27 protein-coding genes are annotated in these 25,344 nt (G+C 45.9%); 20 read left to right on the top strand and 7 right to left on the bottom strand.

What is annotated here, in order from left to right; translation table 11 throughout:
- Nucleotides 1-11 precede the first annotated feature (11 nt).
- The 5 genes from GNE05_RS20190 (at nucleotide 12) to iolJ (ending at nucleotide 5,058) form a co-directional block, all read left to right on the top strand.
- The gene (locus GNE05_RS20190) at nucleotides 12-1,307 is read left to right on the top strand and encodes an MFS transporter (protein ID WP_160183150.1); all 1,296 of its coding nucleotides are present in this window, start codon (nucleotides 12-14) and stop codon (nucleotides 1,305-1,307) included.
- Between the two features lie 22 nt (nucleotides 1,308-1,329).
- Nucleotides 1,330-2,364 (top strand): bifunctional inositol 2-dehydrogenase/D-chiro-inositol 1-dehydrogenase, encoded by a 1,035-nt coding sequence (locus tag GNE05_RS20185; RefSeq protein WP_160183149.1) that lies wholly within the window; start codon nucleotides 1,330-1,332, stop codon nucleotides 2,362-2,364.
- A gap of 19 nt (nucleotides 2,365-2,383) precedes the next feature.
- Complete coding sequence (locus GNE05_RS20180; protein ID WP_007407833.1) at nucleotides 2,384-3,253, top strand: sugar phosphate isomerase/epimerase family protein; 870 nt, start codon at nucleotides 2,384-2,386, stop codon at nucleotides 3,251-3,253.
- A gap of 87 nt (nucleotides 3,254-3,340) precedes the next feature.
- On the top strand, nucleotides 3,341-4,183 hold the full coding sequence (gene iolI / locus GNE05_RS20175; RefSeq protein WP_160183148.1) for a 2-keto-myo-inositol isomerase: 843 nt from the start codon (nucleotides 3,341-3,343) through the stop codon (nucleotides 4,181-4,183).
- Between the two features lie 2 nt (nucleotides 4,184-4,185).
- On the top strand, nucleotides 4,186-5,058 hold the full coding sequence (iolJ, locus tag GNE05_RS20170; protein ID WP_160183147.1) for a 6-phospho-5-dehydro-2-deoxy-D-gluconate aldolase: 873 nt from the start codon (nucleotides 4,186-4,188) through the stop codon (nucleotides 5,056-5,058).
- Nucleotides 5,059-5,339: 281 nt separating this feature from the next.
- Here the strand turns inward: iolJ and GNE05_RS20165 are convergent, their stop codons facing one another.
- Genes GNE05_RS20165 through GNE05_RS20155 form a run of 3 tightly spaced genes read right to left on the bottom strand, consistent with a single transcriptional unit; the run spans nucleotide 5,340 to nucleotide 7,757 of the window.
- Nucleotides 5,340-6,074, bottom strand: a complete 735-nt coding sequence (locus GNE05_RS20165; protein ID WP_021494674.1) for an ABC transporter permease — start codon at nucleotides 6,072-6,074, stop codon at nucleotides 5,340-5,342.
- Between the two features lie 16 nt (nucleotides 6,075-6,090).
- Nucleotides 6,091-6,849, bottom strand: coding sequence for an ABC transporter permease (locus GNE05_RS20160; RefSeq protein WP_160183146.1), 759 nt, complete (start codon nucleotides 6,847-6,849; stop codon nucleotides 6,091-6,093).
- The gene (locus GNE05_RS20155; RefSeq protein ID WP_160183145.1) at nucleotides 6,846-7,757 is read right to left on the bottom strand and encodes an ABC transporter ATP-binding protein; all 912 of its coding nucleotides are present in this window, start codon (nucleotides 7,755-7,757) and stop codon (nucleotides 6,846-6,848) included. The genes GNE05_RS20160 and GNE05_RS20155 overlap by 4 nt, the downstream gene beginning before the upstream one ends.
- Nucleotides 7,758-7,978: 221 nt before the next feature.
- Here GNE05_RS20155 and GNE05_RS20150 point away from each other — a divergent pair, with 221 nt between their 5' ends.
- The 7 genes from GNE05_RS20150 (at nucleotide 7,979) to GNE05_RS20120 (ending at nucleotide 15,071) form a co-directional block, all read left to right on the top strand.
- Nucleotides 7,979-8,701: a response regulator transcription factor gene (locus GNE05_RS20150; RefSeq protein WP_160183144.1), complete on the top strand. Its 723-nt coding sequence runs from the start codon at nucleotides 7,979-7,981 to the stop codon at nucleotides 8,699-8,701.
- The gene (locus GNE05_RS20145; RefSeq protein ID WP_061861686.1) at nucleotides 8,698-10,137 is read left to right on the top strand and encodes a sensor histidine kinase; all 1,440 of its coding nucleotides are present in this window, start codon (nucleotides 8,698-8,700) and stop codon (nucleotides 10,135-10,137) included. The genes GNE05_RS20150 and GNE05_RS20145 overlap by 4 nt, the downstream gene beginning before the upstream one ends.
- A 149-nt stretch (nucleotides 10,138-10,286) precedes the next feature.
- Nucleotides 10,287-10,976, top strand: coding sequence for a two-component system response regulator YxdJ (gene yxdJ, locus GNE05_RS20140; RefSeq protein WP_021494677.1), 690 nt, complete (start codon nucleotides 10,287-10,289; stop codon nucleotides 10,974-10,976).
- Nucleotides 10,973-11,950, top strand: a complete 978-nt coding sequence (gene yxdK / locus GNE05_RS20135; protein ID WP_061861685.1) for a two-component system sensor histidine kinase YxdK — start codon at nucleotides 10,973-10,975, stop codon at nucleotides 11,948-11,950. Before yxdJ ends, yxdK begins: the two co-directional genes overlap by 4 nt.
- 143 nt (nucleotides 11,951-12,093) lie before the next feature.
- Nucleotides 12,094-12,867, top strand: a complete 774-nt coding sequence (gene yxdL, locus GNE05_RS20130; RefSeq protein WP_007614823.1) for an ABC transporter ATP-binding protein YxdL — start codon at nucleotides 12,094-12,096, stop codon at nucleotides 12,865-12,867.
- Entirely contained in the window at nucleotides 12,842-14,710 is a 1,869-nt protein-coding gene (gene yxdM / locus GNE05_RS20125) for an ABC transporter permease YxdM (protein WP_160183143.1), read from the top strand. Before yxdL ends, yxdM begins: the two co-directional genes overlap by 26 nt.
- Before the next feature lie 13 nt (nucleotides 14,711-14,723).
- Nucleotides 14,724-15,071 carry a YxeA family protein gene (locus GNE05_RS20120; RefSeq protein WP_060562329.1) on the top strand — a complete coding sequence of 116 codons (348 nt, stop codon included), beginning with the start codon at nucleotides 14,724-14,726 and terminating at the stop codon, nucleotides 15,069-15,071.
- Nucleotides 15,072-15,111: 40 nt separating this feature from the next.
- Here GNE05_RS20120 and GNE05_RS20115 read toward each other — a convergent pair whose 3' ends face one another.
- Nucleotides 15,112-16,074: an iron-hydroxamate ABC transporter substrate-binding protein gene (locus tag GNE05_RS20115; protein ID WP_043020879.1), complete on the bottom strand. Its 963-nt coding sequence runs from the start codon at nucleotides 16,072-16,074 to the stop codon at nucleotides 15,112-15,114.
- Between the two features lie 129 nt (nucleotides 16,075-16,203).
- Here GNE05_RS20115 and GNE05_RS20110 point away from each other — a divergent pair, with 129 nt between their 5' ends.
- A complete protein-coding gene (locus GNE05_RS20110; protein ID WP_007407824.1) occupies nucleotides 16,204-16,596 on the top strand; it encodes a hypothetical protein in 393 nt (130 codons plus the stop codon).
- Between the two features lie 50 nt (nucleotides 16,597-16,646).
- Here the strand turns inward: GNE05_RS20110 and GNE05_RS20105 are convergent, their stop codons facing one another.
- Both GNE05_RS20105 and GNE05_RS20100 read right to left on the bottom strand, forming a co-directional pair.
- Complete coding sequence (locus GNE05_RS20105) at nucleotides 16,647-17,009, bottom strand: hypothetical protein (protein ID WP_007407823.1); 363 nt, start codon at nucleotides 17,007-17,009, stop codon at nucleotides 16,647-16,649.
- A 160-nt stretch (nucleotides 17,010-17,169) separates the two neighbouring features.
- Nucleotides 17,170-17,556 (bottom strand): hypothetical protein, encoded by a 387-nt coding sequence (locus tag GNE05_RS20100; protein ID WP_061861682.1) that lies wholly within the window; start codon nucleotides 17,554-17,556, stop codon nucleotides 17,170-17,172.
- A 109-nt stretch (nucleotides 17,557-17,665) separates the two neighbouring features.
- On the opposite strand from GNE05_RS20100, the gene GNE05_RS20095 reads away from it, so the two are divergent.
- The 7 genes from GNE05_RS20095 to GNE05_RS20065 all read left to right on the top strand — a co-directional run bounded on the left by GNE05_RS20095 (nucleotide 17,666) and on the right by GNE05_RS20065 (nucleotide 23,854).
- On the top strand, nucleotides 17,666-18,085 hold the full coding sequence (locus GNE05_RS20095) for a lipocalin family protein (RefSeq protein ID WP_021494681.1): 420 nt from the start codon (nucleotides 17,666-17,668) through the stop codon (nucleotides 18,083-18,085).
- The gene (locus GNE05_RS20090; RefSeq protein WP_015240896.1) at nucleotides 18,075-18,599 is read left to right on the top strand and encodes a hypothetical protein; all 525 of its coding nucleotides are present in this window, start codon (nucleotides 18,075-18,077) and stop codon (nucleotides 18,597-18,599) included. Before GNE05_RS20095 ends, GNE05_RS20090 begins: the two co-directional genes overlap by 11 nt.
- A 68-nt stretch (nucleotides 18,600-18,667) precedes the next feature.
- A complete protein-coding gene (gene yidA, locus GNE05_RS20085) occupies nucleotides 18,668-19,480 on the top strand; it encodes a sugar-phosphatase (RefSeq protein ID WP_015240895.1) in 813 nt (270 codons plus the stop codon).
- Between the two features lie 70 nt (nucleotides 19,481-19,550).
- On the top strand, nucleotides 19,551-20,492 hold the full coding sequence (locus GNE05_RS20080; RefSeq protein ID WP_007407818.1) for a DNA-binding transcriptional repressor DeoR: 942 nt from the start codon (nucleotides 19,551-19,553) through the stop codon (nucleotides 20,490-20,492).
- A 90-nt stretch (nucleotides 20,493-20,582) separates the two neighbouring features.
- Complete coding sequence (deoC, locus tag GNE05_RS20075; RefSeq protein WP_160183142.1) at nucleotides 20,583-21,251, top strand: deoxyribose-phosphate aldolase; 669 nt, start codon at nucleotides 20,583-20,585, stop codon at nucleotides 21,249-21,251.
- A 92-nt stretch (nucleotides 21,252-21,343) separates the two neighbouring features.
- Nucleotides 21,344-22,525 (top strand): NupC/NupG family nucleoside CNT transporter, encoded by a 1,182-nt coding sequence (locus GNE05_RS20070; RefSeq protein WP_004393280.1) that lies wholly within the window; start codon nucleotides 21,344-21,346, stop codon nucleotides 22,523-22,525.
- A 27-nt stretch (nucleotides 22,526-22,552) separates the two neighbouring features.
- Nucleotides 22,553-23,854 (top strand): pyrimidine-nucleoside phosphorylase, encoded by a 1,302-nt coding sequence (locus GNE05_RS20065; RefSeq protein ID WP_071182079.1) that lies wholly within the window; start codon nucleotides 22,553-22,555, stop codon nucleotides 23,852-23,854.
- A gap of 39 nt (nucleotides 23,855-23,893) precedes the next feature.
- Here the strand turns inward: GNE05_RS20065 and GNE05_RS20060 are convergent, their stop codons facing one another.
- The gene (locus GNE05_RS20060) at nucleotides 23,894-25,312 is read right to left on the bottom strand and encodes an amino acid permease (RefSeq protein WP_014419271.1); all 1,419 of its coding nucleotides are present in this window, start codon (nucleotides 25,310-25,312) and stop codon (nucleotides 23,894-23,896) included.
- Between the last annotated feature and the right edge of the window lie 32 nt (nucleotides 25,313-25,344).

Below are 25,344 nucleotides of genomic sequence, written 5' to 3'. Positions count from 1 at the left end.
GGGGGACTTATATGAATAGTGCCAAGGCGGAATCAGCTTTCAGCAAAAGGACCATCGCCGCAGCATTAGCAAATTACATTGATGCAGGTTCCATCGTGGCAGGATCAGCGGGTTTATCTATGTGGGTCAGCTACTTGAAGCTGTCCGACAGTCAGATCGGATTGCTCGGCGCCTTCAGCGCAAACGCGATATCAGCGGCCATCGGAGCGCTGCTCGGCGGGTATTTGGCTGATAAGGTCGGCCGAAAAGCTGTATACACAAACAGTATGCTCGTCTACGCCTTAGGAATTTGTTTGGTTTTGTTTGGATTCAACTTTCCCATGCTGTTATGCGGATACATGATTATCGGGATTTCTGTAGGCGCGGATATTACGGCTTCATGGACCATTATCGCGGAAAACGCCCCCGAGAAAAACCGGGCGAGGCATTGCGGAGTGGCGCAGGTGGCGTGGGCCGCAGGAGCCGTTGTGGTTCTGCTGTTATCCGTTTTGGTCGGTGACCTCGGGCTTTTAGGAAATAAAATTGTCTTTGCGCATCTATTGGTGATCGCCCTGATCACATATGTGATAAGAAAGCGTTTACCTGAGTCGGATGCCTGGAAAAACAGTGAAGAGCGGCCTGCCGCCGTGAAAAAAACATCTTATTTTGACCTGCTTCAGCCGAAATTTTTCAAGAACATTTTGTTTTTAATGGGTGTGTTTCTCGTATGGAATCTCGCAGCGGGCGTCATGGGATTCTTCATGCCGTACATCTACCAGCAGGTCGGCGGCGTATCCGCAAATACGGCCAACATTCTGCAGATGGCCCTGTTTATCTTCACCGGGCTCGGCGTCGCCTGTATCTTCATGCCTTTTGCAGATAAATATCGGAAAACGGTGTTCGGAATCTGCGCATTTATGGCCGTTGTCGGCTGGTCGCTGTTTTTACTGCCGTTTCAGGGGCTCCCGATGCTGCTTTTGTTTGTTTTAGCGATCGGCATCAATAACGGAGCCGGCCAGCAGGCGAACTACCAGCTGTGGGCAAGCGAGCTGTTCCCGACAGAATACAGAGCGTCAGCACAAGGGCTCATGTTCTTTCTCGTCCGTATTTCAATCGGCATTTGGAGTTTATTTGTGCCGGTCATCATGTCACAATTCGGCATCGGTTTTATGGCCGGTATTCTGCTCATATGTGTGACGGCCAGTATGATCATCGGGCTTGTCTTCGCGCCGAATACGTCCGGCAAGTCGCTTGAACAGATACAGGAGGAACTTTACGGCGCTCCTCAGGACGGCAGCGAGAAAAGAAAGACGAGAACCATTATTTGATTATCAGAAGGAGTGGCGATCAATGAATTTACGTATAGGTGTTATCGGAACCGGTGCTATCGGAAAAGAGCACATCAACCGCATCACAAATAAGCTGTCCGGAGCGGAAATTACCGCTGTCACAGATGTGAATCAGGAGGCCGCGCAGCAGACCGTTCAGGATTTCAATTTGAACGCCTCCGTTTATCCTGATGACGACAGCCTCCTCGCTGCTGAAAATGTGGATGCCGTCTTAGTGACAAGCTGGGGCCCGGCTCACGAGTCCAGCGTTTTGAAAGCGATTCAGCACGGCAAGCACGTGTTTTGTGAAAAGCCGCTTGCGACAACGGCAGAAGGCTGTATGCGCATTGTCGAGGAAGAAATGAAGACGGGAAAACGATTGGTGCAGGTAGGTTTCATGCGCAGATATGACAGCGGTTACGTTCAGCTGAAAGAAGCGATCGATAACCGCGTGGTCGGCGAGCCGCTGATGATTCACTGTGCGCACCGCAACCCGACAGTCGCATCGAATTATTCAACGGACATGGCCGTCGTCGATACGCTCGTTCATGAAATTGATGTCCTCCACTGGCTCGTCAATGACGACTATGAATCCGTACAGGTCATCTATCCGAAGAAATCAAAAAATGCGCTGCCGCATCTGAAAGATCCGCAGATGGTCATCATCGAAACAAAAGGCGGCATCGTCATCAATGCCGAAATCTACGTGAACTGTAAATACGGCTATGACATTCAATGTGAGATCGTCGGGGAAGTTGGCGTCATCAAGCTTCCGGAACCGTCAAGCATCAGTTTGAGAAAAGAAGGGAAATTCAGCACCGATATCCTGATGGATTGGCAGCGCCGATTTGTGGCTGCGTATGATGTGGAAATTCAAGACTTCATTGATTCGATCCGGAAAAAAGGCGAAGTCAGCGGTCCGACGGCATGGGACGGTTATATTGCCGCGGTGACAACTGACGCGTGCGTAAAAGCTCAGGAATCCGGGCAGAAAGAGCCTGTGGCGCTGCAAGAGAAACCGGCATTCTACCAATCATTTACGACTGTGAACAAATAATAGATCGGGAGTGAAAGAAATGAAACTGGCCTTAGATCCATCCATGTACCGCGATGATTTAACGTTAGAAGAAATGGTCTATAAAACGGCGGAACTCGGATACGAATATATCGAACTGTCCCCGCGCGAGGATTTTTGTCCTTTCTACAAATATCCGAAAGTCGATTCAGCAAAAATCAAACAATTGAAGCGCCTTTTAAAGGATACAGGTGTGAAGCTGTCCTCTCTTCTTCCGCTTTACCACTGGGCGGGTCCTGATGAAGACCGTCGACAGGCCGCCGTGCGCAACTGGAAACGGGCGATCGAAATTGCGGTTGAACTTGAAGTGGATTTGATGAACAGTGAATTCAGCGGTTCAAAATATGATCCTTTGACAAGTGAAGAAAAATTTATCAAATCCATGGATGAACTGCTGCCCGTTTTTGAAAAAGAAGGCGTTAAACTCAATCTTCAGGCTCACCCGTATGATTTTATCGAAACGCACAAAGGTGCGATGGATATGATCCGCGCGCTTGATAAGGATTGGATCAATCTTGTCTACTCGACTGCGCATACGTTCTTCTATGATGACGGAAAAGGCGATATTGCGACCATGTTTGATGAAGCCGGCGACCGCCTTACACATGTTTTATTTGCAGATACTTTTAATCATAAAGCGGCGCACGGCCTGCGCTACATCGTCAACCCGCCTGATGCGAAAGTAACGGTTCACCAGCATTTGGACATCGGGCAAGGCGAGGTTGATTTTGAGACGATTTTCAGAAAGATGAGAGAGATGAAATTCGACGGAATTGCGACGAACGCCGTTTTTGCTTGGGTCGGCGAAAGAGCGGATGAATCAAGCCGGACCACGCTTAAGAAATTAAAGGAAGAACTGGGTATGGCATAAGCTGAGTACGGAGTTCGGCGGAGCGGGGCAAAAAAGCCCTCCAGCCGGACTCCCTTCATATCGAAAACGCGGATGGGAGAGGCTGACATGAAACTTTGCTTTAATGAAGCGACTACGCTGGAGAATTCAAACCTGAAACAGGATTTAGAACTGTGCGAAAAGCACGGCTATGATTATATTGAAATCCGCACAATGGATAAGCTGCCGGAATACTTAAAAGACCATTCACTGTCCGATCTGGCGGAATATTTTCGAACCCATCACATTAAACCGCTTGCCCTGAACGCACTGGTTTTCTTCAACAACCGTGATGAGAAGGGCTATAGGGAGATCATTTCGGAATTCAAAAGCATGATGGAAACATGCAGGACGCTCGGCGTGAAATACGTAGTGGCCGTGCCGCTTGTGACAGAGCGGAAAATCTTGAAAGAAGAGATCAAAAAGAGCAGCATAGAGGTGCTGACTGAGCTTTCGGACATCGCGGAGCCGTACGGCGTAAACATTGCCCTTGAATTTGTCGGCCATCCGCAATGCACGGTCAATACATTTGAACAGGCGTATGACATCGTGAACGCTGTCGGCCGCGATAATGTCGGACTGGTGTTTGACAGCTTCCATTTCCACGCGATGGGCTCCAATATTGAGAGTTTGAAGCAGGCGGACGGAAAGAAAATTTTCATCTATCATATCGACGATACAGAGGACTTCCCGATCGGCTTTTTAACGGATGAAGACCGCGTCTGGCCTGGACAGGGTGCGATTGACTTAGACGCCCATCTGTCAGCGTTAAAAGAAATCGGATTCAATGATGTTGTCTCCGTAGAGCTGTTCAGACCTGAATATTATAAGCTGACTGCGGAGGAAACGATCAAAACGGCAAAGGAAACAACGGAAGCCGTCGTATCAAAATACTTCATGAAGGAGGCGTGAACATGGCTTTTGTCACCATGAAACATCTTCTTGCAGAAGCGAAACGGGAGCATTATGCAGTCGGCCAGTTTAATATCAACGGCCTCCAATGGACGAAGGCGATTCTGCAAGCGGCGCAAAAGGAGCAATCGCCGGTCATCGCCGCGGCTTCCGATCGTCTGGTCGACTATTTAGGCGGATTTAAAACGATTTCCGCCATGGTCGGCGCGTTAATAGAAGAAATGGCGATTACCGTTCCCGTTGTGCTCCATCTTGATCACGGAAGCAGTGCGGAACGCTGCAGACAGGCCATTGACGCCGGATTCAGCTCAGTGATGATTGACGGCTCCCATCATCCGATTGATGAGAACATCGCGATGACAAAAGAAGTCGCCGATTATGCGGCAAAGCAAGGCGTCTCAGTAGAAGCAGAAGTCGGCACGGTCGGCGGCATGGAAGACGGGCTGGTCGGCGGGGTCCGCTATGCCGATATCGCCGAATGTGAGCGGATCGTCAAAGAAACCAATATCGACGCGCTGGCCGCCGCCCTCGGCTCCGTCCACGGCAAATATCAAGGTGAACCGAATCTCGGATTTAAAGAAATGGAGGCTATCTCCCGCATGACTGATATTCCCCTCGTTCTCCACGGAGCATCCGGGATTCCGCAGGATCAGGTCAAAAAAGCCATCACGCTCGGCCACGCGAAAATCAATATCAACACGGAATGTATGGTAGCCTGGACAGACGAAACACGCCGCATGTTTCAGGAAAACGGCGATCTGTACGAACCGCGCGGCTACATGACACCCGGCATTGAAGCCGTGGAAGAGACAGTGCGAAGCAAAATGAGAGAGTTCGGATCAGCCGGTAAAGCCGTAAAACAGCAGGTCGGCTGATGAAAAAGCACTCACAACATCGTGAGTGCTTTCGTATTTCCGTTTATTTCCTTCTTGCGTTTCACCAAAGTATCACAATCAAATCAACCTGTTCAACCTGTTCAACCTGTTCAACCTTTACAGGCCCTTTCAATCCAAGCGAATTGTATACAGCTTGCCCCCTCGTTTACTATAGTTATGAAAACTAGAATTCGTTATTATCCTTTTCTTTATCGATGATGTCGGTAACTTTCTTTTTTGTTGAAATAATCTATAAGACATAAGTTTATACCGCATATACCCTACGTAAGGTCTCGTTTAGTAAAACTTCTTATTCCGTAAACCAGGAGACCGAGACACGTTATTACCATAATTGAGTAAAACAGGAAATTTGATTGAATCGGTGATTCATCTTCGGGTGACATTGCTAACATAGGCTGTGTCCATGGATATACTTGACCTAATGGTGTACTGGCAATAATAATGGCCGGTAATGTAAAAACAATGCTAACAGCGAGTGGTATGCCAAATGTTTTAGACCTGATTGAAACAATAAGCTGCAATAAAATTAATGGTAAACAAGCTAAGATCCCTCTAATTCCATAACCTAGAATTGTAAGTAAAGGAAGACTCCCGCTTATGCCTAACATATAACCGAATCCAATAAATAAGAGGATTAAAATGGACATACTAATGAATATCATGCGGACCACTGTTAGAAACTTTCCCAGAAAGATATCTGAGTGTTTGACTGGTAAGGCTAGAAGCTGTTTCCAACCGCCTCCTGCATGTTCCCCCCTGCAAACAAGGGCGGCGAAAATTCCCACTACGATAGGCAATACAAAAGGGCCCATAAATAAGGCAACTTGTGTCCAAGCCTCTACCCAGGGATTGTCTCCGGGATTCATAAAAAGGTTATAGTTTTTAATAAAGTTAGTGTATGCCAGGGATACACCTAACAAAGGCCCTAATAAGTAGATGATCCATAACTTTGATCGCTTAAGCTTTAAACGTTCTACAAATAAAATGTTTTTCAAGTATTTCGCCTCCTTTTTACAAAGCATCCCGTTTAGCAAAATGAATAGAGCCTAGAAATAATATAATTATCCCTAAGAAAAGGCTAATGCAAAGGTAAGATGAAAGATCTGGGTTATATCCTATACCTTCATACTGCAGAATGACTGTCGAAGATTGACTAGGATAAGCCAGCGGAAACCATCTCGTTGATTGAGCAGCTGCCAAAAACAAACCCATTATAGATGATACTGATCCTACAAGAATTGAGAATGCTTGGTTGCTAAACACCATAGATAACCATATCTGGAATGCCGTTATAGGCAGTACTGTAACTAACATGCTGTAACTATCTCCAAACAAAAGTCCCCAAGGTACACTACCTTCGAATCCTACCAGTTTGCCCAGCAGTACCATGCCGAGCAAGAAGATTGTTGACGAAATAAATAAACTGACTACTAAGCAAATAAATTTACTTACATAAATTCGCGTTCTAGATACAGGAAAAGAAAGGGTTTGCTTCCATCCGTTTGCTTGATGCTCTATATTTGCTATTATTGACGCAGAAAGTGTGGCGGCTAATGGAAAACCCAGACCAAATAACAAACTGTTATCATACAGTAAATACATCCACATTGATCCAGCATGGAACATTTCAGCTTGTTTTTCCACGTATTCAGATCGATAAGTAAGATTTACCAACTCATATGCTATAATGAGTAAGGGAACCAATAAGACTACAATCAATAACGACGAACGTTTCAGTTTTAATTGATCTGCCCATAATAACTTTTTCATAGACTTCCCTCTGTACCGGTTAATTCTAAAAAAATATCCTCAAGTGATCGTGTCTTTTCTTCAAGTCGAAATACAGACAGCCCTGAATGAAGAAGTATGGAATTGATTTCTGAAACGAATTCCGGTTCTGTTTGAGACAGCCACAAATAATTTTTTTGTAAATCAACCTTTAATCCTTTCCTGTTTAATATTGTTTTTGCTTCGATTACGTCACTAACACCGACTTTTAATAGTGGTTTTCTTTTTTGATGTAAACTTGCAATTGAGTCCTGAAAAATCATTTTTCCATTGTTGATAATTCCCACTTGAGTAGCCATTTGATCTATTTCACTCAATAAGTGGCTGGATACAATAACACTCATTCCCGATTTAGGCAATTCTTTAATTAGCTCTCTTATTTCTTGGATACCGGATGGATCTAAACCATTTGTCGGTTCATCCAGAATTAATAAATCAGGACTGCTTAACAGGGCAACTGCAATTCCCAAACGTTGTTTCATTCCAAGGGAATACTCCTTAGTCAGTCGATTTGCTACTTTAGATAACCTTACAGTTTCCAATACTTCATTGACCCGTTGTTCCGGAAGTCCTCGTAACCTCCTAACAGCTTCTAAGTTTTCGTAACCTGTTAAATTACCATAATAAGTTGGAGATTCTACCAGTGACCCGATTCTTTGCAATATCTGCAAACGATTCTTGTTTAGGTTTTGGCCAAAGATTTCGATGTTTCCTTTTGTTGGTTTAATTAAACCTAATAACATTCGGATGGTTGTTGTTTTACCAGCACCATTCGGTCCAAGAAAACCATAAATTTCGCCGCGCCTAATCCTTAAGTTTAATCCATCAACAGAAGTATGCTTTTTATACTTTTTAGTCAGATCGTGTGTTACCACTATTTGATCATTCATTTGTCTCTCACCTCACTTTTATCATAAGCGATGTTCTTTAAACACAAATGAAACTCTTCCTAAACATTCACTTAACGACATCCATGGTTTATTGACTGCATATAGTAAAATTGATTATTTGATAAGAATATTCTGAAATCTAAACAAAAGCTAAATTCTTTCCTTTTCCAACTCTTATGTATTCGATTTCATTTAAAATGAGAAAAAAAGGAGGGTAACTTATGACGTTAGAAGAGAACAAAATCCTCATGGTGGATGATGACGAACATATCTTAAACTTATTAATAACTTGCTTTGAAAAGGAAGGTTTCAGCAATATTTCCACAGCTATGACAGGGAGCGAAACCCTTCTGAAAATCGATCAGAAACTTCCAAATATTATTTTATTAGATGTCATGCTTCCGGACACTGATGGCTTCACCTTATGCAGCAAAATACGCTCGCATACAAATGTGCCGATACTCTTCTTAACGGCAAAAACAACAGATTTAGATAAATTGCAAGGGTTTAGTTTTGGGGGAGATGACTATATTACTAAACCATTTAATCCACTAGAAATTGTAGCTCGTGTAAAAGCCCAATTAAAGAGAACGACTCAACTCTCTTCTTCTTACCCTCTAAAACAGGTATACGATTATGAATATTTTAAAATAGATCCCAATACCGGAAGACTTGTTGTTAACGGGACAAGAATAGATTGCCCTGCTCAGGAAATGAAACTTCTGATTTATTTCTGTGAACATCCCAATCAAATTTTAAGTAAACACCAAATTTATAAAGATGTGTGGGGGGAGTTTTATGGCGGAGATAGTACTGTAATGGTACATGTAAGACGATTACGTGAAAAATTAGAGGAAGACCCGAGCAGACCAAGATGGATTAAAACGGTTCGAGGACAGGGCTATATATTTGAAGCAGAGCTTATAGATGAGGATTTATTTTGAAGCTGAGAAATAGGATAGCATTTTACTTCGTATCGAGACTTTTTTTACTCATGTTTATTTGGGGTCTGCTCATTGTGGGCAGTATCATATTTTTCAGCCTCGTCTTAGGTCAGAATAAAATGGAAACGCCGCACTTATCCTTAAAAAAAATTGTTGACCAAACAGTTGTTGCAGATAAACAATTTTCAATAAATACGAAAGCAAAAGAAGATTTATTAGAGAACCGGATGTGGATTCAAATTTTAGATGAACAAGGAGATGAGGTTTTTTCTTTTAATAAACCTAAAAATATACCTAAGCATTATATTCTTGGAGAGTTAATATCAGATTACATGTATCCTGCCAAAAAAGGTTATCAATTATCTACGTGGTATGAAACGAAAAACAATCAGGATTTAACATGGGTATTGGGAAAGCCGATGGAAAAAAATAACCCTTTTTTCTATTGGGTGAATAACTTGTGGATAGTTTCTATTATTATGGCAGGGATTGTCATTGCAATATTTTACGGAAAAAAACTAGGTGCTCCCCTGCTGTTTATTGTATCTTGGATTGAGAATTTGTCTAAAGAAAAATATGAAGAACCTTATGATTGGAAGTTTCATTCAAGCAAATATAGACATAATAAATCTGGATATAAGACCTATCAAGAATTAATGCAGGCTCTGTCTGAACTTACCTCAACGCTTCAAAGGAATAAGGCTGAGCGAGAATTATTGGAAAAGACACGAGAAGAGTGGATGGCCGGTGTCTCACATGATTTAAAAACCCCTCTTTCGGTTATTAAGGGATATACGGTTCTTTTATCTTCAAATGAATATGAGTGGGAAAATCAGCAAGTGCGTGATTTTTCCTTAATAATGGAAGAACGTGTCGAATATATGGAAAAGCTGATTGAAGATTTCAACTTAACTTTTCAATTGAAAAATGAGTCGCTTCCAATCCATCTTGAAGAAAAAAACGTAGTGAAAGTAATTCATGACACTTTAGAAAAAATGAAGCTGCTACCGGAGTCAGAAAATAAGAGATTCGCTTTAGAATCCAGTCACAATAAGATACTTTTTAATATGGATGAAAGGTACCTAAAGCGCGCAGTTGAAAACTTGATTGCTAATTGTATTAAACATAATCCTCCGGGCACTAAAATAAAGGTCATATTATATCAGGACGTGTTACATGACAATGAAATACAAATTATAATAGAAGACGATGGGATAGGAATGGACGAAGAGACGGTTGAATGTTTATTTGATCGGTATTTCAGAGGGATAAGCGCTTCGTCAAATAACTCAGGGACTGGATTAGGAATGGCTATTGCTCAACAAATTATCAAGGCACATGGGGGAAATATTGATATATATAGTCAGCCGGGAGTTGGCACAAGATTTAAAATGACCTTTCCGAGTCCGCCATCTAAGTATAACAATGTCAATTAGAAATAATCGATCTTACATTGAGAAAGGGAGAAGCGGGTCTTTTATAAAGGCCCGCTTTCTCATGTTGCAGAGAACCGATGAAAGCATTATGATGGGGGCATCAAATAATGAGGGCTCCGAAAAGCCGTATCCTTTTGGAGGATGGTTGCATGAATAAAATCATGATTGTGGAAGATAGTGAAGACATTCGCGGACTATTGCAGAATTACCTTGAAAAATACGGATATCAAACCGTGGCCGCCGCGGATTTCACGGCTGTTCTTGATGTTTTTTTGCGGGAAAAGCCTGATGTGGTGCTGCTTGATATCAACCTGCCGTCTTATGACGGCTATTATTGGTGCCGCCAGATCCGCCAGCATTCTACAAGCCCGATCATTTTTATCTCAGCCAGAAGCGGGGAAATGGATCAGGTGATGGCGATTGAAAACGGCGGAGATGATTATATCGAAAAACCGTTTTCTTATGATATTGTGCTGGCGAAAATCAAAAGCCAGATCCGCAGGGCATACGGAGAGTACGCCGCCAAGCAGGGAGAGAAAGTGGTTGAATATGCCGGTGTGCAGCTATTTGTGGAACGGTTTGAACTGCGCTTTCAGGACGAAAAAAGCGAGCTTTCTAAGAAAGAAAGCAAGCTTTTGGAAGTGCTGCTGGAGCGGGGAGAAAAGGTGACGAGTCGGGACCGTCTCATGGAAAAGACGTGGGACACCGACGTTTTCGTCGATGATAATACGCTTAACGTGTATATCACGCGGCTCAGAAAAAAACTGCGGGAGCTGAATGCGCCTGTTTCCATTGAATCGGTGCGGGGCGAAGGCTACCAGCTGAGGGCGCTGTCATGAAGCTGTTTCTCCGGTCTCATGCCGTGCTGATTCTGCTTTTTCTCCTTCAAGGGCTGTTTGTCTTCTTTTATTACTGGTTTGCGGGTCTTCATTCTTTTTCCCACCTGTTTTACATATTGGGCGTGCAGCTTCTTATTTTGGCGGGTTATCTTGCCTACCGCTGGTACAAAGACCGCGGCGTGTATCATTGGCTCAGCTCGGAGCAGGAAGGGACGGACATCCCGTATCTCGGTTCTTCGGTGTTTTGTTCAGAGCTGTATGAAAAGCAGATGGAGCTGATCCGGCTGCAGCACCAGAAGCTTCATGAGACCGAAGCCAAGCTTGACGCGCGGGTGACGTATATGAATCAATGGGTGCACCAAGTAAAGACGCCGCTGTCGGTCATTAATTTAATCATTCAGGAAGAGGATGAGCCCGTCTTTGAACAAATCAAAAAAGAGGTTCGGCAGATTGAATTCGGGCTGGAGACGCTTCTTTATTCATCAAGGCTTGACCTGTTTGAGCGGGATTTTAAAGTCGAAGCGGTTTCCTTATCAGAGCTTCTCCAATCAGTTATTCAAAGTTATAAACGATTTTTTATTCAATACCGCGTTTATCCGAAAATGGACATTCGCGATGATCATCAGATTTACACCGATGCGAAATGGCTCAAATTTGCGATCGGCCAAGTGGTCACAAATGCGGTCAAGTATTCGGCAGGCAAGAGTGACAGACTTGAGCTGAATGTCTTCCGCGATGAAGACAGGACGGTGCTTGAAGTCAAAGATAACGGTGTCGGGATTCCCTCGCAAGACATCAAGCGGGTGTTTGACCCTTATTACACCGGTGAAAACGGGCGGCGTTTCCAAGAATCTACGGGAATTGGCCTCCATCTCGTCAAAGAAATTACAGATAAGCTCAATCATACGGTGGACATCAGCTCGTCTCCCGGTGAAGGGACTTCAGTTCGATTTTCATTTCTTACAAAAATGTAAGGCTGCGTTAAGAAAACAACATAGCCCGCTTTGTTTCCCCTTGATAACATGGATTTATGTCAAGGGGATTTTTATGTTGAACGTCCCGGCACTACATGAAAGCATCCCAGATCAACAAGAATAAAACCATAAGGAGGATTTTCATGGCGAATATGCTTGAAGTCAAACATATAAATAAAACCTATAAAGGACAAGTGTCCTATCAGGCCTTAAAGCAAATTTCATTTTCAATAGAAGAAGGCGGGTTCACGGCGGTGATGGGACCGTCCGGCTCCGGAAAAACAACGCTTTTGAATATCATTTCAACGATTGACCGTCCGGATTCAGGCGATATCCTGATTCACGGAGAAAACCCGCACCGCCTGAAGCGGACAAAGCTCGCTCATTTCCGCCGCAAGCAGCTCGGATTTGTGTTTCAGGATTTCAACCTTCTGGACACACTGACAATCGGTGAAAATATCATGCTTCCGTTAACGCTTGAAAAAGAAGCGCCGTCTGTCATGGAAGAAAAACTGCACGGCATCGCGGCAAAGCTCGGAATCGAAGACCTGCTCAACAAACGGACGTTTGAAGTATCCGGCGGACAGCGCCAGCGGGCCGCCATCGCAAGAGCGGTCATTCATAAGCCGTCACTCATTCTGGCCGATGAACCGACGGGAAACCTTGATTCCAAAGCGTCAAAAGACGTCATGGAAACGATGCAGAGTCTGAATCAGGATGATCATATCACGGCTTTGATGGTGACCCATGATCCGGTTGCTGCAAGCTACTGCCGCCGCGTCATCTTTATAAAAGACGGCGAACTGTTTAATGAGATTTACCGCGGGGAAAACCGCCAAGTCTTTTATGAGCAGATTCTTGATGTGCTGTCTATGCTGGGGGGAAACGCAAATGACCTTTCTTCAGTTCGCTTATAAAAACGTCACGAGAAACAAAAGGGCCTATCTTGCTTTCTTTTTAAGCAGCGCTTTTTCCGTTTTGATTTTCTTTACCTTTGCGATGTTCCTGTTTCATCCGGCACTAAAGGAAGGCTACCTGAATAATATCGCCAAAAAAGGCTTAACCGCTGCGGAATGGATGATCTTTGTTTTTTCTTTCTTATTTGTTCTGTATTCGGTTAACGCATTTTTGAAATCGAGAAATAAAGAATTCGGCATCCTGCTGATGCAGGGCATCACGCCGGTGCAGCTGAGAAAGCTCATTACGGCGGAAAACATGATCATCGGCGTCATGTCGATCGCAGCGGGGATTATCGGAGGCTTCATTTTTTCGAAAACGTTCTTTACGGTCGGCGCTTATATTTTAGAAATGGACGCGCTGCCTCTGTACATGCCTTGGAAAGCGCTCGGCATTACGGCCGGCGGATTTCTGCTCTTATTTTTCCTTTTATCGCAGTTTACGATCCTTTTTGTCAGATCAAATACGGTGATCAAATTAATAAAGGGCACTGACAAGATCAAGCCGGAGCCGAAGCCGTCCGTGCTTCTGTCTATATTCGGCATCGCCTGCCTGTGCGGCGGGTACGGCATGGTCCTTAAAGGCAATGTCCACGGGACTCAACCGTTCATCATTTTACTGCTTACCGTCATCGGCACGTATTTCTTTTTCAGCCAAAGCAGCATCTGGATTCTGCGCGCGCTGAAGAAGTGGAAAACCTTTTATCTGCGCGGGAAAAATGTCATTTGGGTTTCTGATCTTGTTTATCGTTTAAAAGACAACGCCCGCCTGTTCTTTATTGTCAGCATTATTTCCGCGGTAGCGTTTACGGCGACGGGCGTGCTCGCGATGTACAAATCGACCGTCGGGGCGGAAGAGTCCGCTTATGAGATGGAGTATTTATCTTACAGCGGCAACCCAAAAGAACAGACTCATTTGAAAAAAATTGACCATGAACTGAAAACACACGGCTTTACGTATAAGAAAGACAAAATAAATGTTTCCTATATTCGCTATCAGGAAGGGGATACTGTTCCGCCTGTTTACATGATCAGCGAATCGGATGTGTCAACATACTTCCATGTCAAGCTGAACGGCCTGAAACATGATGAGGCTGTCTATTTCCCGGGTACGTATGACCGGAATTTCAAAAACAAAGCACCGGATCAGCTGAAGCTGCTGAACCAAAAAGGCAAGCCGTCTGACCAAAAACTGACGGTAAAAGAAGTCGAAAAACCGCTGATTTCATTAAATGCCATCATCGCGGTGAACGATCAAACCTTTGATCAGCTTAAATCACTCGGTGAAAAAGCGTCATTATACGGCTACAGCTATGATCATTGGAAAGACAGTCTTGGGATCAGCCAATCCTTGAAAAATGAGATTTACGGCAACTATATCGACGTGCATTCTGATTTTGTGGCAAAAGCCGGCACCTACTATGATACGGTGCAGCTGCCGAGCCTGAGTTTATTTATCGGCCTGTTTATCGCAATTGTATTCTTTGTCGCGGCAGCAAGTTTCTTATATTTCAGGCTGTTCACCGATGTAGATGAGGACCGGGAGCGCTACCGGTCATTAGCCAAAATCGGTCTGAGTGAGCGTGAAATGTCACAAAGCGTGACGATACAATTGGCGATTCTCTTCTTCTTTCCATTTGTCATCGCCGTCATGCATACGCTGTTTGCCTTGAGAACATTGGCCGTGGAAGGCTATTCCGATGTAGCGGGGCCGCTCAGTTTCACTATCGGAGGGTTTTTCATTTTTCAGCTTCTGTTCTTCCTCACAGTGCGGTCAAGCTATTTGAAAAAAATGAACAAGTAAGGGGAGTGTACAGATGAAAAAAGCATTGGCAATCCTGGCCGTCTTGGCGGCCGCTGCCGTCATATTCGGACTTCTCTTTTTTCATAACGATGTTACAGACAGATTTAATCCGTTTATTCACCAGCAAGATGTTTATGTACAGATTGATCGAGATGGCAAACATCTTAGCCCGGGCGGTACTGAGTATACATTAGACGGATACAACGCATCCGGGAAAAAAGAAGAAGTGACCTTTTACGCCGCGAAAGACCTTCGGAAGAACGCGTATTTGAAGGTGAAGGCGAAAGGAAAGTATGTCGAGACCTGGGAAGAAGTCAGGTTTGAAGATATGCCGGGCTCCGTACAGTCAAAATTAAAGTGAACAGGAAAAACGGCACAGTGTCATGACTGTGCCGTTTTTTTTATTTTTTATTTTCTTCAGCCCGTTTGATCAGCATGTCGGTGATGATATCCATCTGTTTGCTGACGGCAATCGGGTCATAAGGATAGAAGGTGTTGAAATCGTTGATAAAGACACGATTGTTTTTTACAGCATCGAGATTTTTCCAAACGGATGAATCTTTCAGACGCTCAAATGTTTTGCTTTCTCCATTCGGATTGTAATCGGTAATGAACATATAATCAGCCGCATATTGAGGGATGACCTCTTGGGAAACCTGTTTCATGGCGCCCGTTTTCATGATGTCTTTTTCAATTTTGGCCGGCGCTTTCAATCCGAGCGCGTTATAAACGGCTTGGCCGCCGCGGCCGGAATTGTCATTGAAAATCCAGATTTCGCCTTTATCCGTCGTTTCATAAAGGCCGACTGTCTCGTCTTTGCCGATCACGTTTTTGAGGCGCTTTTGATTCGCTTCGGCTTTTTTGTTGAAGTCTGCCATAAAGCTTTTGGCTTTATCCTTCGCCCCGGCAATGTCGCCGAATAGGCTGACCGTATCTTTCGTATTCTTTGCGGTGTTAAAAGGAATGACAATCGTCGGTGCGATTTTCGATAGTTTCTCGTATTGGTCATCCTTCATCAGCACAATTAAATCAGGCTTCAGCTGCATCACTTTCTCCACATTGACGGGATTGCCGATGTCTGTGATGTTTTTCAGCTGTTTTTTGATAAACGGATTTTTGAAAGCCCATGAGCCCGCCCCCACGACATTTGCGTCAACGGACAGCAGCTCACCTGCATAAAAGTCAGTGACGATCCGTTTCGGATGTGCGGGTATGTCAATATTTCCTTTTGTTGATTCATATGTACGCATGTCTGTCTTTCCTTTGCCTGATGCCGATCCGTTGTTTTCCTTCGCGCCGCTGCAAGCGCTTAAAGCGAAAACAAGCAGAAGTGCCAGGCCGATCAGCCATGATTGTTTCTTCATAATGATCCCCCTATTCCAGTGATAATGATTATCATTATTAATATAGCAGGAAGACGTCATTCCGTCTATGTTTTTTATAGAAAACCTTCCTTGATTATCCATGTTATAGTAGTAAAGGAGGAGGAATGAATGTTGATTACGAAAAGAGGGACTTGGTGGGAAGTGCTGCACAGCTGGTGGCTGCTGCTGACTTTTGCGCCGTTTGCGCTGACCGCTTTCTTGGCCTTTTTCTATATCGGCTACCGGGCCAAGAACAAAAAATGGCTGAAATACGGACTTATCTATTTTATTATTTTAGCAATTGCTTTTGTGCTGCCGAGCACGCCGGGCGTGTATATCGTGCTGCCTTTATGGGTCATCTCCATCATCCACGGGCTGAAAGTGCGGGCGGCTTATTTGATACAGCTTGATGTGTTTAAACAAAACGTCGAAGCAAGAGCGTTTGAAGCGGTAAGGCATGAGGCGGAAGCAAAATTCGGCGGAAAACCCGCTCATCGCATTGATCTGACAAAACAGAGATAAAAACAAATGACAAAGCCGGTATCTTGCGCTTTGTCATTTGCATGACCGGCCTATTGCTGGTATGAATGCTGCTGAAACGGTGTGTGATGCTGTGTTTGCGGGAATGAAGAAACATTAGCGTTTGCCATCGGTGCAGGCATGTGTCCGCTTACTTCCTGCTGAAGCTGATTGCACACATTTACGATTTGCTGGCATTTCTGAATGGCCGCTTCATGCCCCTGCAGCGCTTGCTGAATGGTATGAACGGCATGCTGTTCATGGTTAAGCATCTGCTGAAGCATTTGAATGTTTTGCTGTTCCTGCTGGAGCATTTGCTTGTACTGCTGACTGCTTTGCTGTGTCTGCTGAATAAGCTGCTGTGCTGTTTGGCGGCATTGCTGCAGCTGATTTCCGCTGTATTGGTTTTGATACATCATGAAGACCTCCCGGAGTGATTGATTTTACACATTTATCATGTGAAAGAATAGGAGAGGCATTCATGCAAGAAAAGGATTCAAATATTTACCTGTTATGTACAGAGCGGAATACAAGGCTCGGGATGGCCTGTCGAGCTTTGTATTCCGGCCCTTTTTCTCAGAAGCCGCCTTCTGTAGCGTGAAAAGGAATATTGAGTCTGTTTTCGACTGCGCGCAGGCGCTGATTCAAACGGTTTAAGCGGCGGGTATGGATTTCAATGGACTGGCTCAGCCGTCTGATCTGCTCATTCATACGCGTGATTTCCCGGTTTTGGCGCTGGTCTTCTTGTGAGAGGCGGGTGAGCTCTCTCGTTTGCTGGGCGTTTTGTCTTTCAAGCTGGGCAACTCTCCGTTCTAAACCTGTCGGCTGCCGCTCTTCGGACTGAGGGGGCGCATAATAATAGCTTTCCTGCTGCTGATACGGCTCATACTCAACGCGGCTCACTTCGTATTCCTGCTGCTGAGGGAAATAGGCAGATGGGGTGTAGTACTGATATGGGTTCATTCATCATTCTCCTTATCTAGTGAAGTCTTTATACACTATGTAGTCAATTGCACAGTGCCACGGCATCCGCCTAAGTTACAGGCGTAAAAAGCTTCAAAGGAAGGTGATCATGTTGCGGAACATACGGATTTTCATCATGACGGTTCTTGTTTTCGGATGCGTCATGATAACAGGCTGCTCGCAAAAGAAAGCAGACGATACCCCTTTTTATTACGGGACATGGGATGCGGGGCTGAAACCGGGCCCGATGGACGGGGTCAGATCTGAAACCGTCACGTTTACGAAAGACAGCGTGCTGACTAAGCAGGTCATTCAAGGCCGCGGCGAGGTTGCCATGCCCTCAGATGTGTACAAGGTGATCGCACAAAACACGGACGGGACGATCGAGATTGAATACCTCGGCCATCCGCACCCCGTCAAAAGCACGTTGAAAAGAGGAAAAAACGGTACGCTCATTTGGAAGATATACGGAGAAACAAAAACAATGACAAGAATAAAAACCGGCGGGGAGGATGCACATGAGAAATAAGGCTGCCGACAGACTCGTTTTGACGGGTGTCATCGTACATATCATTCAATGGTTTTCACTGTTATGGTTATTTTTTATGCTTTTTGATCAGTTCGGGCGTTTTACCATTTACAATCCCAATGTCGTCAACGGCAGCATGCAGTCTTTTTCATTCTTTGATATGATGCGCGCTCTTCTGTTTTCCGGCACGCTGCGGAATACGCTTCTGCTGTTTCTGTTTGCGGCAATGCTCATTTACTTGTGGGTGAACGCTCTGTTTATCCTGCTGGAAATCGTTTCTTATATCATGATCAGGCGGAACAGCCGTTCATTATGGGCATACTTTCCCGCAGCGATGGGAATAAAGCTTGCCCTTCTGGACATAGCGGCCGTCCCTTTCTTTGCGGCGGGGCTGATGCTCTTGAAGCAGAAAACAGATGACGGCGGCGAACAAGCTGACAAGGGGAAAAGACGGCCCCGCATCCGGAGGCAGGCCCGGTATACGAAGAGAAGGCGGAGAAACTCGTCCGTTTGATTTTTCATTGAAACGAAAAAACGATATGATGAAAGCATAAGAAGAAAAGGATACAAAGGAGATGCAGGATGTACAAGTTAATCGCAATAGATATGGACGGAACACTACTAAACGATCATCATGAAGTGACGGCTGAAGTCCGCGGGGCGCTTGATGCCGCCAAAGCGGAAGGGGTCAATATCGTCCTGTGCACGGGCCGGCCGATCGGCGGCGTGCGTCGGTATTTGGAAGAGCTGAACTTACAGGAAGAAGGCGACTTTGTGATTGCCTATAACGGCGCACTCGTCCAAAATACGTATACAAACGGTGTCGTGGCCGAGCAGTCATTAGGTTATGAGGATTTGAAGTCGCTTTACGAGCTGAGCTTACAGCTGGATACTCCGATGCATTACTTTGACACAGCCAATCTGTACACGCCGAACCGGGATATCAGTGAATACACGGTATACGAATCATACATTACGAAAGTGCCGCTTCATTTCCGCACGATCGATGAAGTGCCGAAGGATATTCTGATTCCGAAAGTCATGTTCATTGACGATCCGGACAAGCTGGAGAAAGCGATCGCTTCCATTCCGGAATCATTCAAAGAAACATACACAATGGTCAAAAGTGCGCCATTCTTCCATGAGATTCTTCACCCGAAAGTCAGTAAAGGAAACGCGGTTAAGCTGCTGGCCGAAAAACTCGGCATTGAACAGAAAGACGTCATGGCAATCGGCGATAACGGCAACGACATGTCCATGATTCAGTGGGCCGGCTGCGGTGTGGCAATGGCCAATGCCATCCCGGAAGTAAGGGAGATTGCCGATTTTGAAACAAAATCAAATAACGAACACGGCGTGGCGCATGCGATTCAGGAGCTTGTGCTGAAAAAATAGGCACCCCATCAGAGGGTGCTTTTTTACCGCGTGTTTTGGTGATATGATAAGCGGAGAGGGGAGGCGCGACATGGATCGTGAAAAACAGCAGCTCAGCATAGAAGCGGCAAAACTATATTATCAATCAGATTACAGCCAGCAGCAGATCGCCGAACGGCTTGATCTGTCACGCCCCACCGTTTCAAGGCTGCTTCAGTACGCAAAGGAAAAAGGGTATGTGCAAATTCGCGTCATGGACCCGTTTGAGGACCTGGACGAACTCGGCGCGAAGCTGGAAGAAAAATACGGGCTGCTTGAGGCGCACGTCGTCTTTTCTCCAAGCGACGATTACCAGGCCATTACACATTACTTAAGCCGCTATGGCGCAGACTATATGCATAAAACCGTAAAGGACGGCGATATACTCGGCGTAAGCTGGGGGACGACGATGTACCAGATCGCAAGCCGCATGGAGCCGAAGCAGGTAAAGAGCGTTGAAGTCGTACAGCTGAAAGGCGGCATCAGTCATTCCAATGTCAATACGTATTCGTCAGAAACGATTCAGCTGTTCGCCGAAGCATTTCAGACCATGCCGAGGTATTTGCCGCTGCCGGTTATATTTGACAGCGCCGATGTGAAACAGATGGTCGAGCGGGACAGACATATTAAGCGGATCATTGAAATGGGCAGACAAGCCAATATCGCCCTGTTTACGGTCGGAACCGTCCGGGATGAGGCGCTGCTTTTCAGACTCGGCTATTTCCGGGAAGAAGAGAAACAATTGCTGAAAGCACGCGGAGTCGGCGATATTTGTTCGCGCTTTTTTGACGAGGAAGGCAGGATTTGCAGCAGCAGCATTAACGGCAGGACGATCGGAGTCGAGCTCAGCGACTTGAAAATGAAAGAGCGTTCGATTCTGGTGGCGGGCGGCAGCAGAAAATGCAAGGCCATTCACGGTGCCCTGAAAGGAAAGTACGCCAACGTTTTGATTACCGATCAGCATACGGCCAAAAAACTCATTCAAGAATTGTGACAATTCATGAACATAATTTCAATTACCAATTTACATATGTTCAAAATTCGGTTATTCTAAACGTATCCTAGGAAAAAGGAAGTGCATACAATGTCAATTGCAAGTCAAATAGACCATACTGCTTTGAAACCGCATACACAAAAAGCGGATATTTTACAACTGATAAAAGAAGCAAAAGAATATAAATTCGTTTCCGTTTGTGTAAACCCGACTTGGGTCAAACTCGCAGCGGAGGAACTGAAAGGCACTGGAGTTGACGTTTGCACCGTTATCGGATTTCCTCTCGGCGCAACGACATCGGAAACAAAAGCATTTGAAACGAAGGATGCCATCTCAAAAGGGGCAACTGAGGTTGACATGGTCATCAATATCGGCGCATTAAAAGACGGCGATGATGAAGCGGTTGAAGCTGATATCCGCGCGGTAGTTGAAGCAGCTGATAAAAAAGCGCTCGTCAAAGTGATCATCGAAACATGCCTTTTGACAGATGAAGAAAAAGAGCGCGCGTGCCGCTTGGCGGTATCCGCAGGCGCAGATTTCGTCAAAACGTCTACCGGTTTTTCTACAGGCGGGGCAACGGCTGAAGACATTGCTCTCATGAGAAAAACAGTCGGACCGGACATCGGGGTCAAAGCATCAGGCGGCATCAGAACAAAAGCTGATGTTGACAGCATGATCGCTGCGGGCGCGAGCCGGATCGGCGCAAGTGCGGGCGTCTCTATCGTGAGCGGCGGAGACAGCGGCAGCAGCGACTATTAATCAGCAGTGCGGAAGCTGAAAGCTTCCGCCATCCTCTTTCTTTGTTGATGCATAAAAAATTGTAAGCGAATACAAATAAAAGGAGAACACATATGAAGTATCTCATCGGAATTATCGGAATCATTGTGTTTTTAGGTCTTGCCTGGCTTGCCAGCAACGGCAAAAAAAGAATCAGAATCCGGCCGATCGCCGTCATGCTCGTGCTGCAGCTGATTCTCGGTTATATTCTCCTCAACACCGGTATCGGGAATTTTCTTGTCGGCGGTTTTGCAAAAGGATTTAACTACTTGCTGGAATATGCATCAGAAGGGATTAACTTTGTATTCGGCGGGCTTGTGAATGCGAAACAGACGACGTTCTTCATGAGCGTGCTTCTGCCGATCGTTTTTATATCCGCTCTAATCGGAATTCTGCAGCATTGGAAGGTCCTCCCCTTCATCACGAAGTATATCGGTCTTGCGTTAAGCAAGGTGAACGGAATGGGGAAAATCGAATCTTACAACGCTGTTGCATCCGCGATTTTAGGGCAATCAGAAGTCTTTATCAGTTTGAAAAAACAGCTCGGTTATCTTACTGAACAGCGCTTATATACGCTTTGCGCGTCCGCAATGTCGACGGTCTCAATGTCGATCGTCGGTTCTTACATGATGATGCTGAAGCCTGAATACGTCGTGACGGCGCTTGTGCTGAACTTATTCGGCGGATTTATCATCGCTTCTATCATCAACCCGTACACCGTCAGCAAAGAAGAGGATTTGATCGTCGTTCCTGAAGAAGAAAAGCAATCCTTTTTTGAAGTGCTCGGTGAGTATATAATGGATGGATTCAGAGTCGCCGTCGTCGTAGCGGCGATGCTGATCGGATTTGTCGCACTCATTGCCCTGGTCAACGGCGTTTTTAACGCGGTCTTCGGCATTACATTCCAGGCGCTGCTCGGATATGTATTCGCGCCGTTTGCGTTTTTAACCGGTATTCCGTGGAATGAAGCGGTGAGCGCCGGAAGCATTATGGCGACGAAAATGGTATCGAATGAATTTGTGGCGATGCAGACACTCTCATCCGGCGATTTCCATTTCAGTGCGCATACACAGGCAGTGGTATCTGTATTCCTTGTCTCATTCGCGAATTTCTCCTCTATCGGAATCATTACCGGTGCGGTGAAAGGGCTGCATGAAAAACAAGGAAACGTCGTCGCGCGGTTCGGGCTGAAGCTGCTGTACGGCGCAACACTCGTCAGCTTCTTGACAGCGGCGATCGTCGGATTGATTCACTGAACATAAATGAAGGACAGGTGATAGATCATGAGAATGGTAGATCTTATTGTAAAAAAACAAAATGGAAAAGAACTGACAACAGAAGAAATTGAATTTTTCGTAAAAGGATACACGGACGGAAGCATCCCTGATTATCAGGCAAGCGCACTGGCTATGGCGATTTACTTTCAGGATATGACAGATCAGGAGCGCGCAGATCTGACAATGGCGATGGTGAATTCAGGAGAAACGATTGATCTCTCCGCCATTGAAGGCATTAAGGTCGACAAGCACTCTACGGGCGGGGTCGGCGACACGACAACTCTCGTACTCGCACCGCTCGTCGCGGCGCTCGGCGTTCCCGTTGCTAAAATGTCCGGCCGCGGTCTCGGCCATACGGGGGGAACCATTGATAAGCTGGAAGCGATCGAAGGCTTCCACGTGGAATTATCAAAAGATGAATTCATCAAGCTTGTGAACCGCGACAAAGTAGCCGTCATCGGACAAAGCGGCAATTTGACGCCTGCCGATAAAAAGCTGTATGCGCTGCGTGATGTAACGGGTACGGTGAACTCCATCCCGCTGATCGCAAGCTCAATTATGAGTAAAAAAATCGCCGCCGGAGCAGATGCCATCGTGCTTGACGTCAAAACGGGAGCCGGCGCGTTTATGAAAACGGATGAAGACGCCGTGAACCTCGCCAAAGCAATGGTCCGCATCGGAAACAACGTCGGCCGCCAGACGATGGCCGTGATTTCTGACATGTCGCAGCCGCTCGGCTTTGCGATCGGGAATGCCCTGGAAGTACAGGAAGCCATTGATACATTAAGAGGGGAAGGCCCTGAAGACTTAAACGAACTCGTCCTCACGCTCGGCAGCCAAATGGTCGTATTGGCGAAAAAAGCTGAGACATTGGAAGAAGCGAGAACGAAGCTGCAGGAAGTCATGAAAAACGGCAAAGCGCTTGAAAAGTTCAAAGAGTTCCTGAGCAATCAGGGAGGAGACGCTTCTGTCGTTGACGATCCGTCCAAACTTCCGCAGGCGGCGTACAAAATTGACGTTCCGGCAAAAGAAGCGGGTGTCGTTTCAGAAATCGTCGCTGACGAAATCGGCGTCGCAGCGATGCTGTTGGGCGCGGGACGTGCGACAAAAGAGGACGAAATCGATCTTGCCGTCGGCATTATGCTCCGCAAAAAAGTCGGTGACAACGTCGAAAAAGGCGAGCCGCTCGTCACCCTTTACGCCAACCGCGAAAACGTTGACGACGTGACCGCCAAAGTCTATGACAACATCCGCATCTCAGAAAAAGCGGAAGCGCCGAAACTGATTCATACGCTGATTACGGAATAAGAGAAGAAAGGCACATACCTCATCAGTATGTGCCTTTTTTTATGGCATGGTTTTATCCAAATGAATGTCACGGACGGATTGTTTCGGCTGTTTCTTTCTCAAAAAACGAATGAGATAGCACAGGATCATACAAGGAATTCCGCAGAAGAGGGCGATTCTTTGATTGGGATCAAATGCAAGGCCTACGCATGAAGCGAAACATAAGATCACAGCGGCGATCGGAACGAGAGGGTATAACGGTGTGCGGAAGGTCAGATCCGAGACGCGTCCGCCGTTTTTCACATAATGTTTTCGAAATAACAGCTGAGACAGGGCGATGCTCATCCATACCACGACGCCAGCAAATCCGGCTATTGCCACAAGCACCACGTAGACCGTGCCCGGGGCGGCGATGCTTGAGATCAAGGATATGCAGGAAACGGCCATGCTGGCGAGCAGAGCATTCAGCGGAATGCCTTTCGGCGTGACTTTTTTGAACCGGGCGCTGATCATGTTTTCATTCGCAAGAGACCACAGCATCCGGGTGGAAGCATACAGTCCGGAGTTGGCGACCGAAAGCAAAGCCGTTAAAATCACGAAGTTCATGATATCTGCGGCGTATGGGATACCGATTTGGGAAAAGACCGCGACAAACGGACTTTCAATCACACCGGCTTCCCTCCAGGAGATCAGTCCGGACAGCACAAAAATGGCGCCGATAAAAAAGATGACCGTTCTCCAGGCGACATTTCGGATCGAACGCGGAATATCTTTTGCCGGATTGGCGGTTTCACCCGCGGTAATTCCGATCAGCTCCGTCCCTGAAAAGGCGAAACTTACGGAAATCATTGCGATGAAAACCGCAAGAAAGCCGTTCGGAAACAGCCCGCCGTGTGAGGTGAAATTTGACAGCATCGGAGCTTCACCCGAACCGTGCAATGAAATCAAACCGAACATCGCGGCGCCGCCTAAGATGATAAATAAAAGGATGGTAACGATTTTGACGCTGGAAAACCAAAACTCTGTTTCTGCAAACAATTTAACGGAGAATGCATTGGCGGCAAAAAGGAGAGCCGCGAAAATCGCGCTCCACATCCAGACGCTGCTGTGGGGAAACCAGCGCTGCATGAGGATACCGGAAGCTGTAAACTCCGATCCCACCGTCACCACCCAATTCACCCAATACATGATACCGACCATAAAACCCGTGGACGGCCCGATAAACGTTGTCGCATACGTTTGAAATGAACCGGTCACAGGCATGGCTACTGACAATTCTCCGAGACACTGCATGACAAGATACATCATCAAGCCGCCGATCAGGTAAGCGGCGATCGTCCCGCCCGGCCCGGCCTGGCTCAATGTATACCCTGTGCTCAAAAACAGCCCCGTGCCGATGACCCCTCCCAATGAAATCATAAATAAGTGCCTGCTTTTCATCGTGCGCTTTAGTTGATTGCCGCCTTGATCAACATCCATCGTGATCTCCCCCTTTTGCGTGGCGTGAGAAT

It is taken from the genome of Bacillus sp. AM1(2019), assembly GCF_009906915.1.
Classification (GTDB): domain Bacteria; phylum Bacillota; class Bacilli; order Bacillales; family Bacillaceae; genus Bacillus; species Bacillus velezensis.
This window is presented reverse-complemented; position numbering and strand designations above follow the sequence as displayed.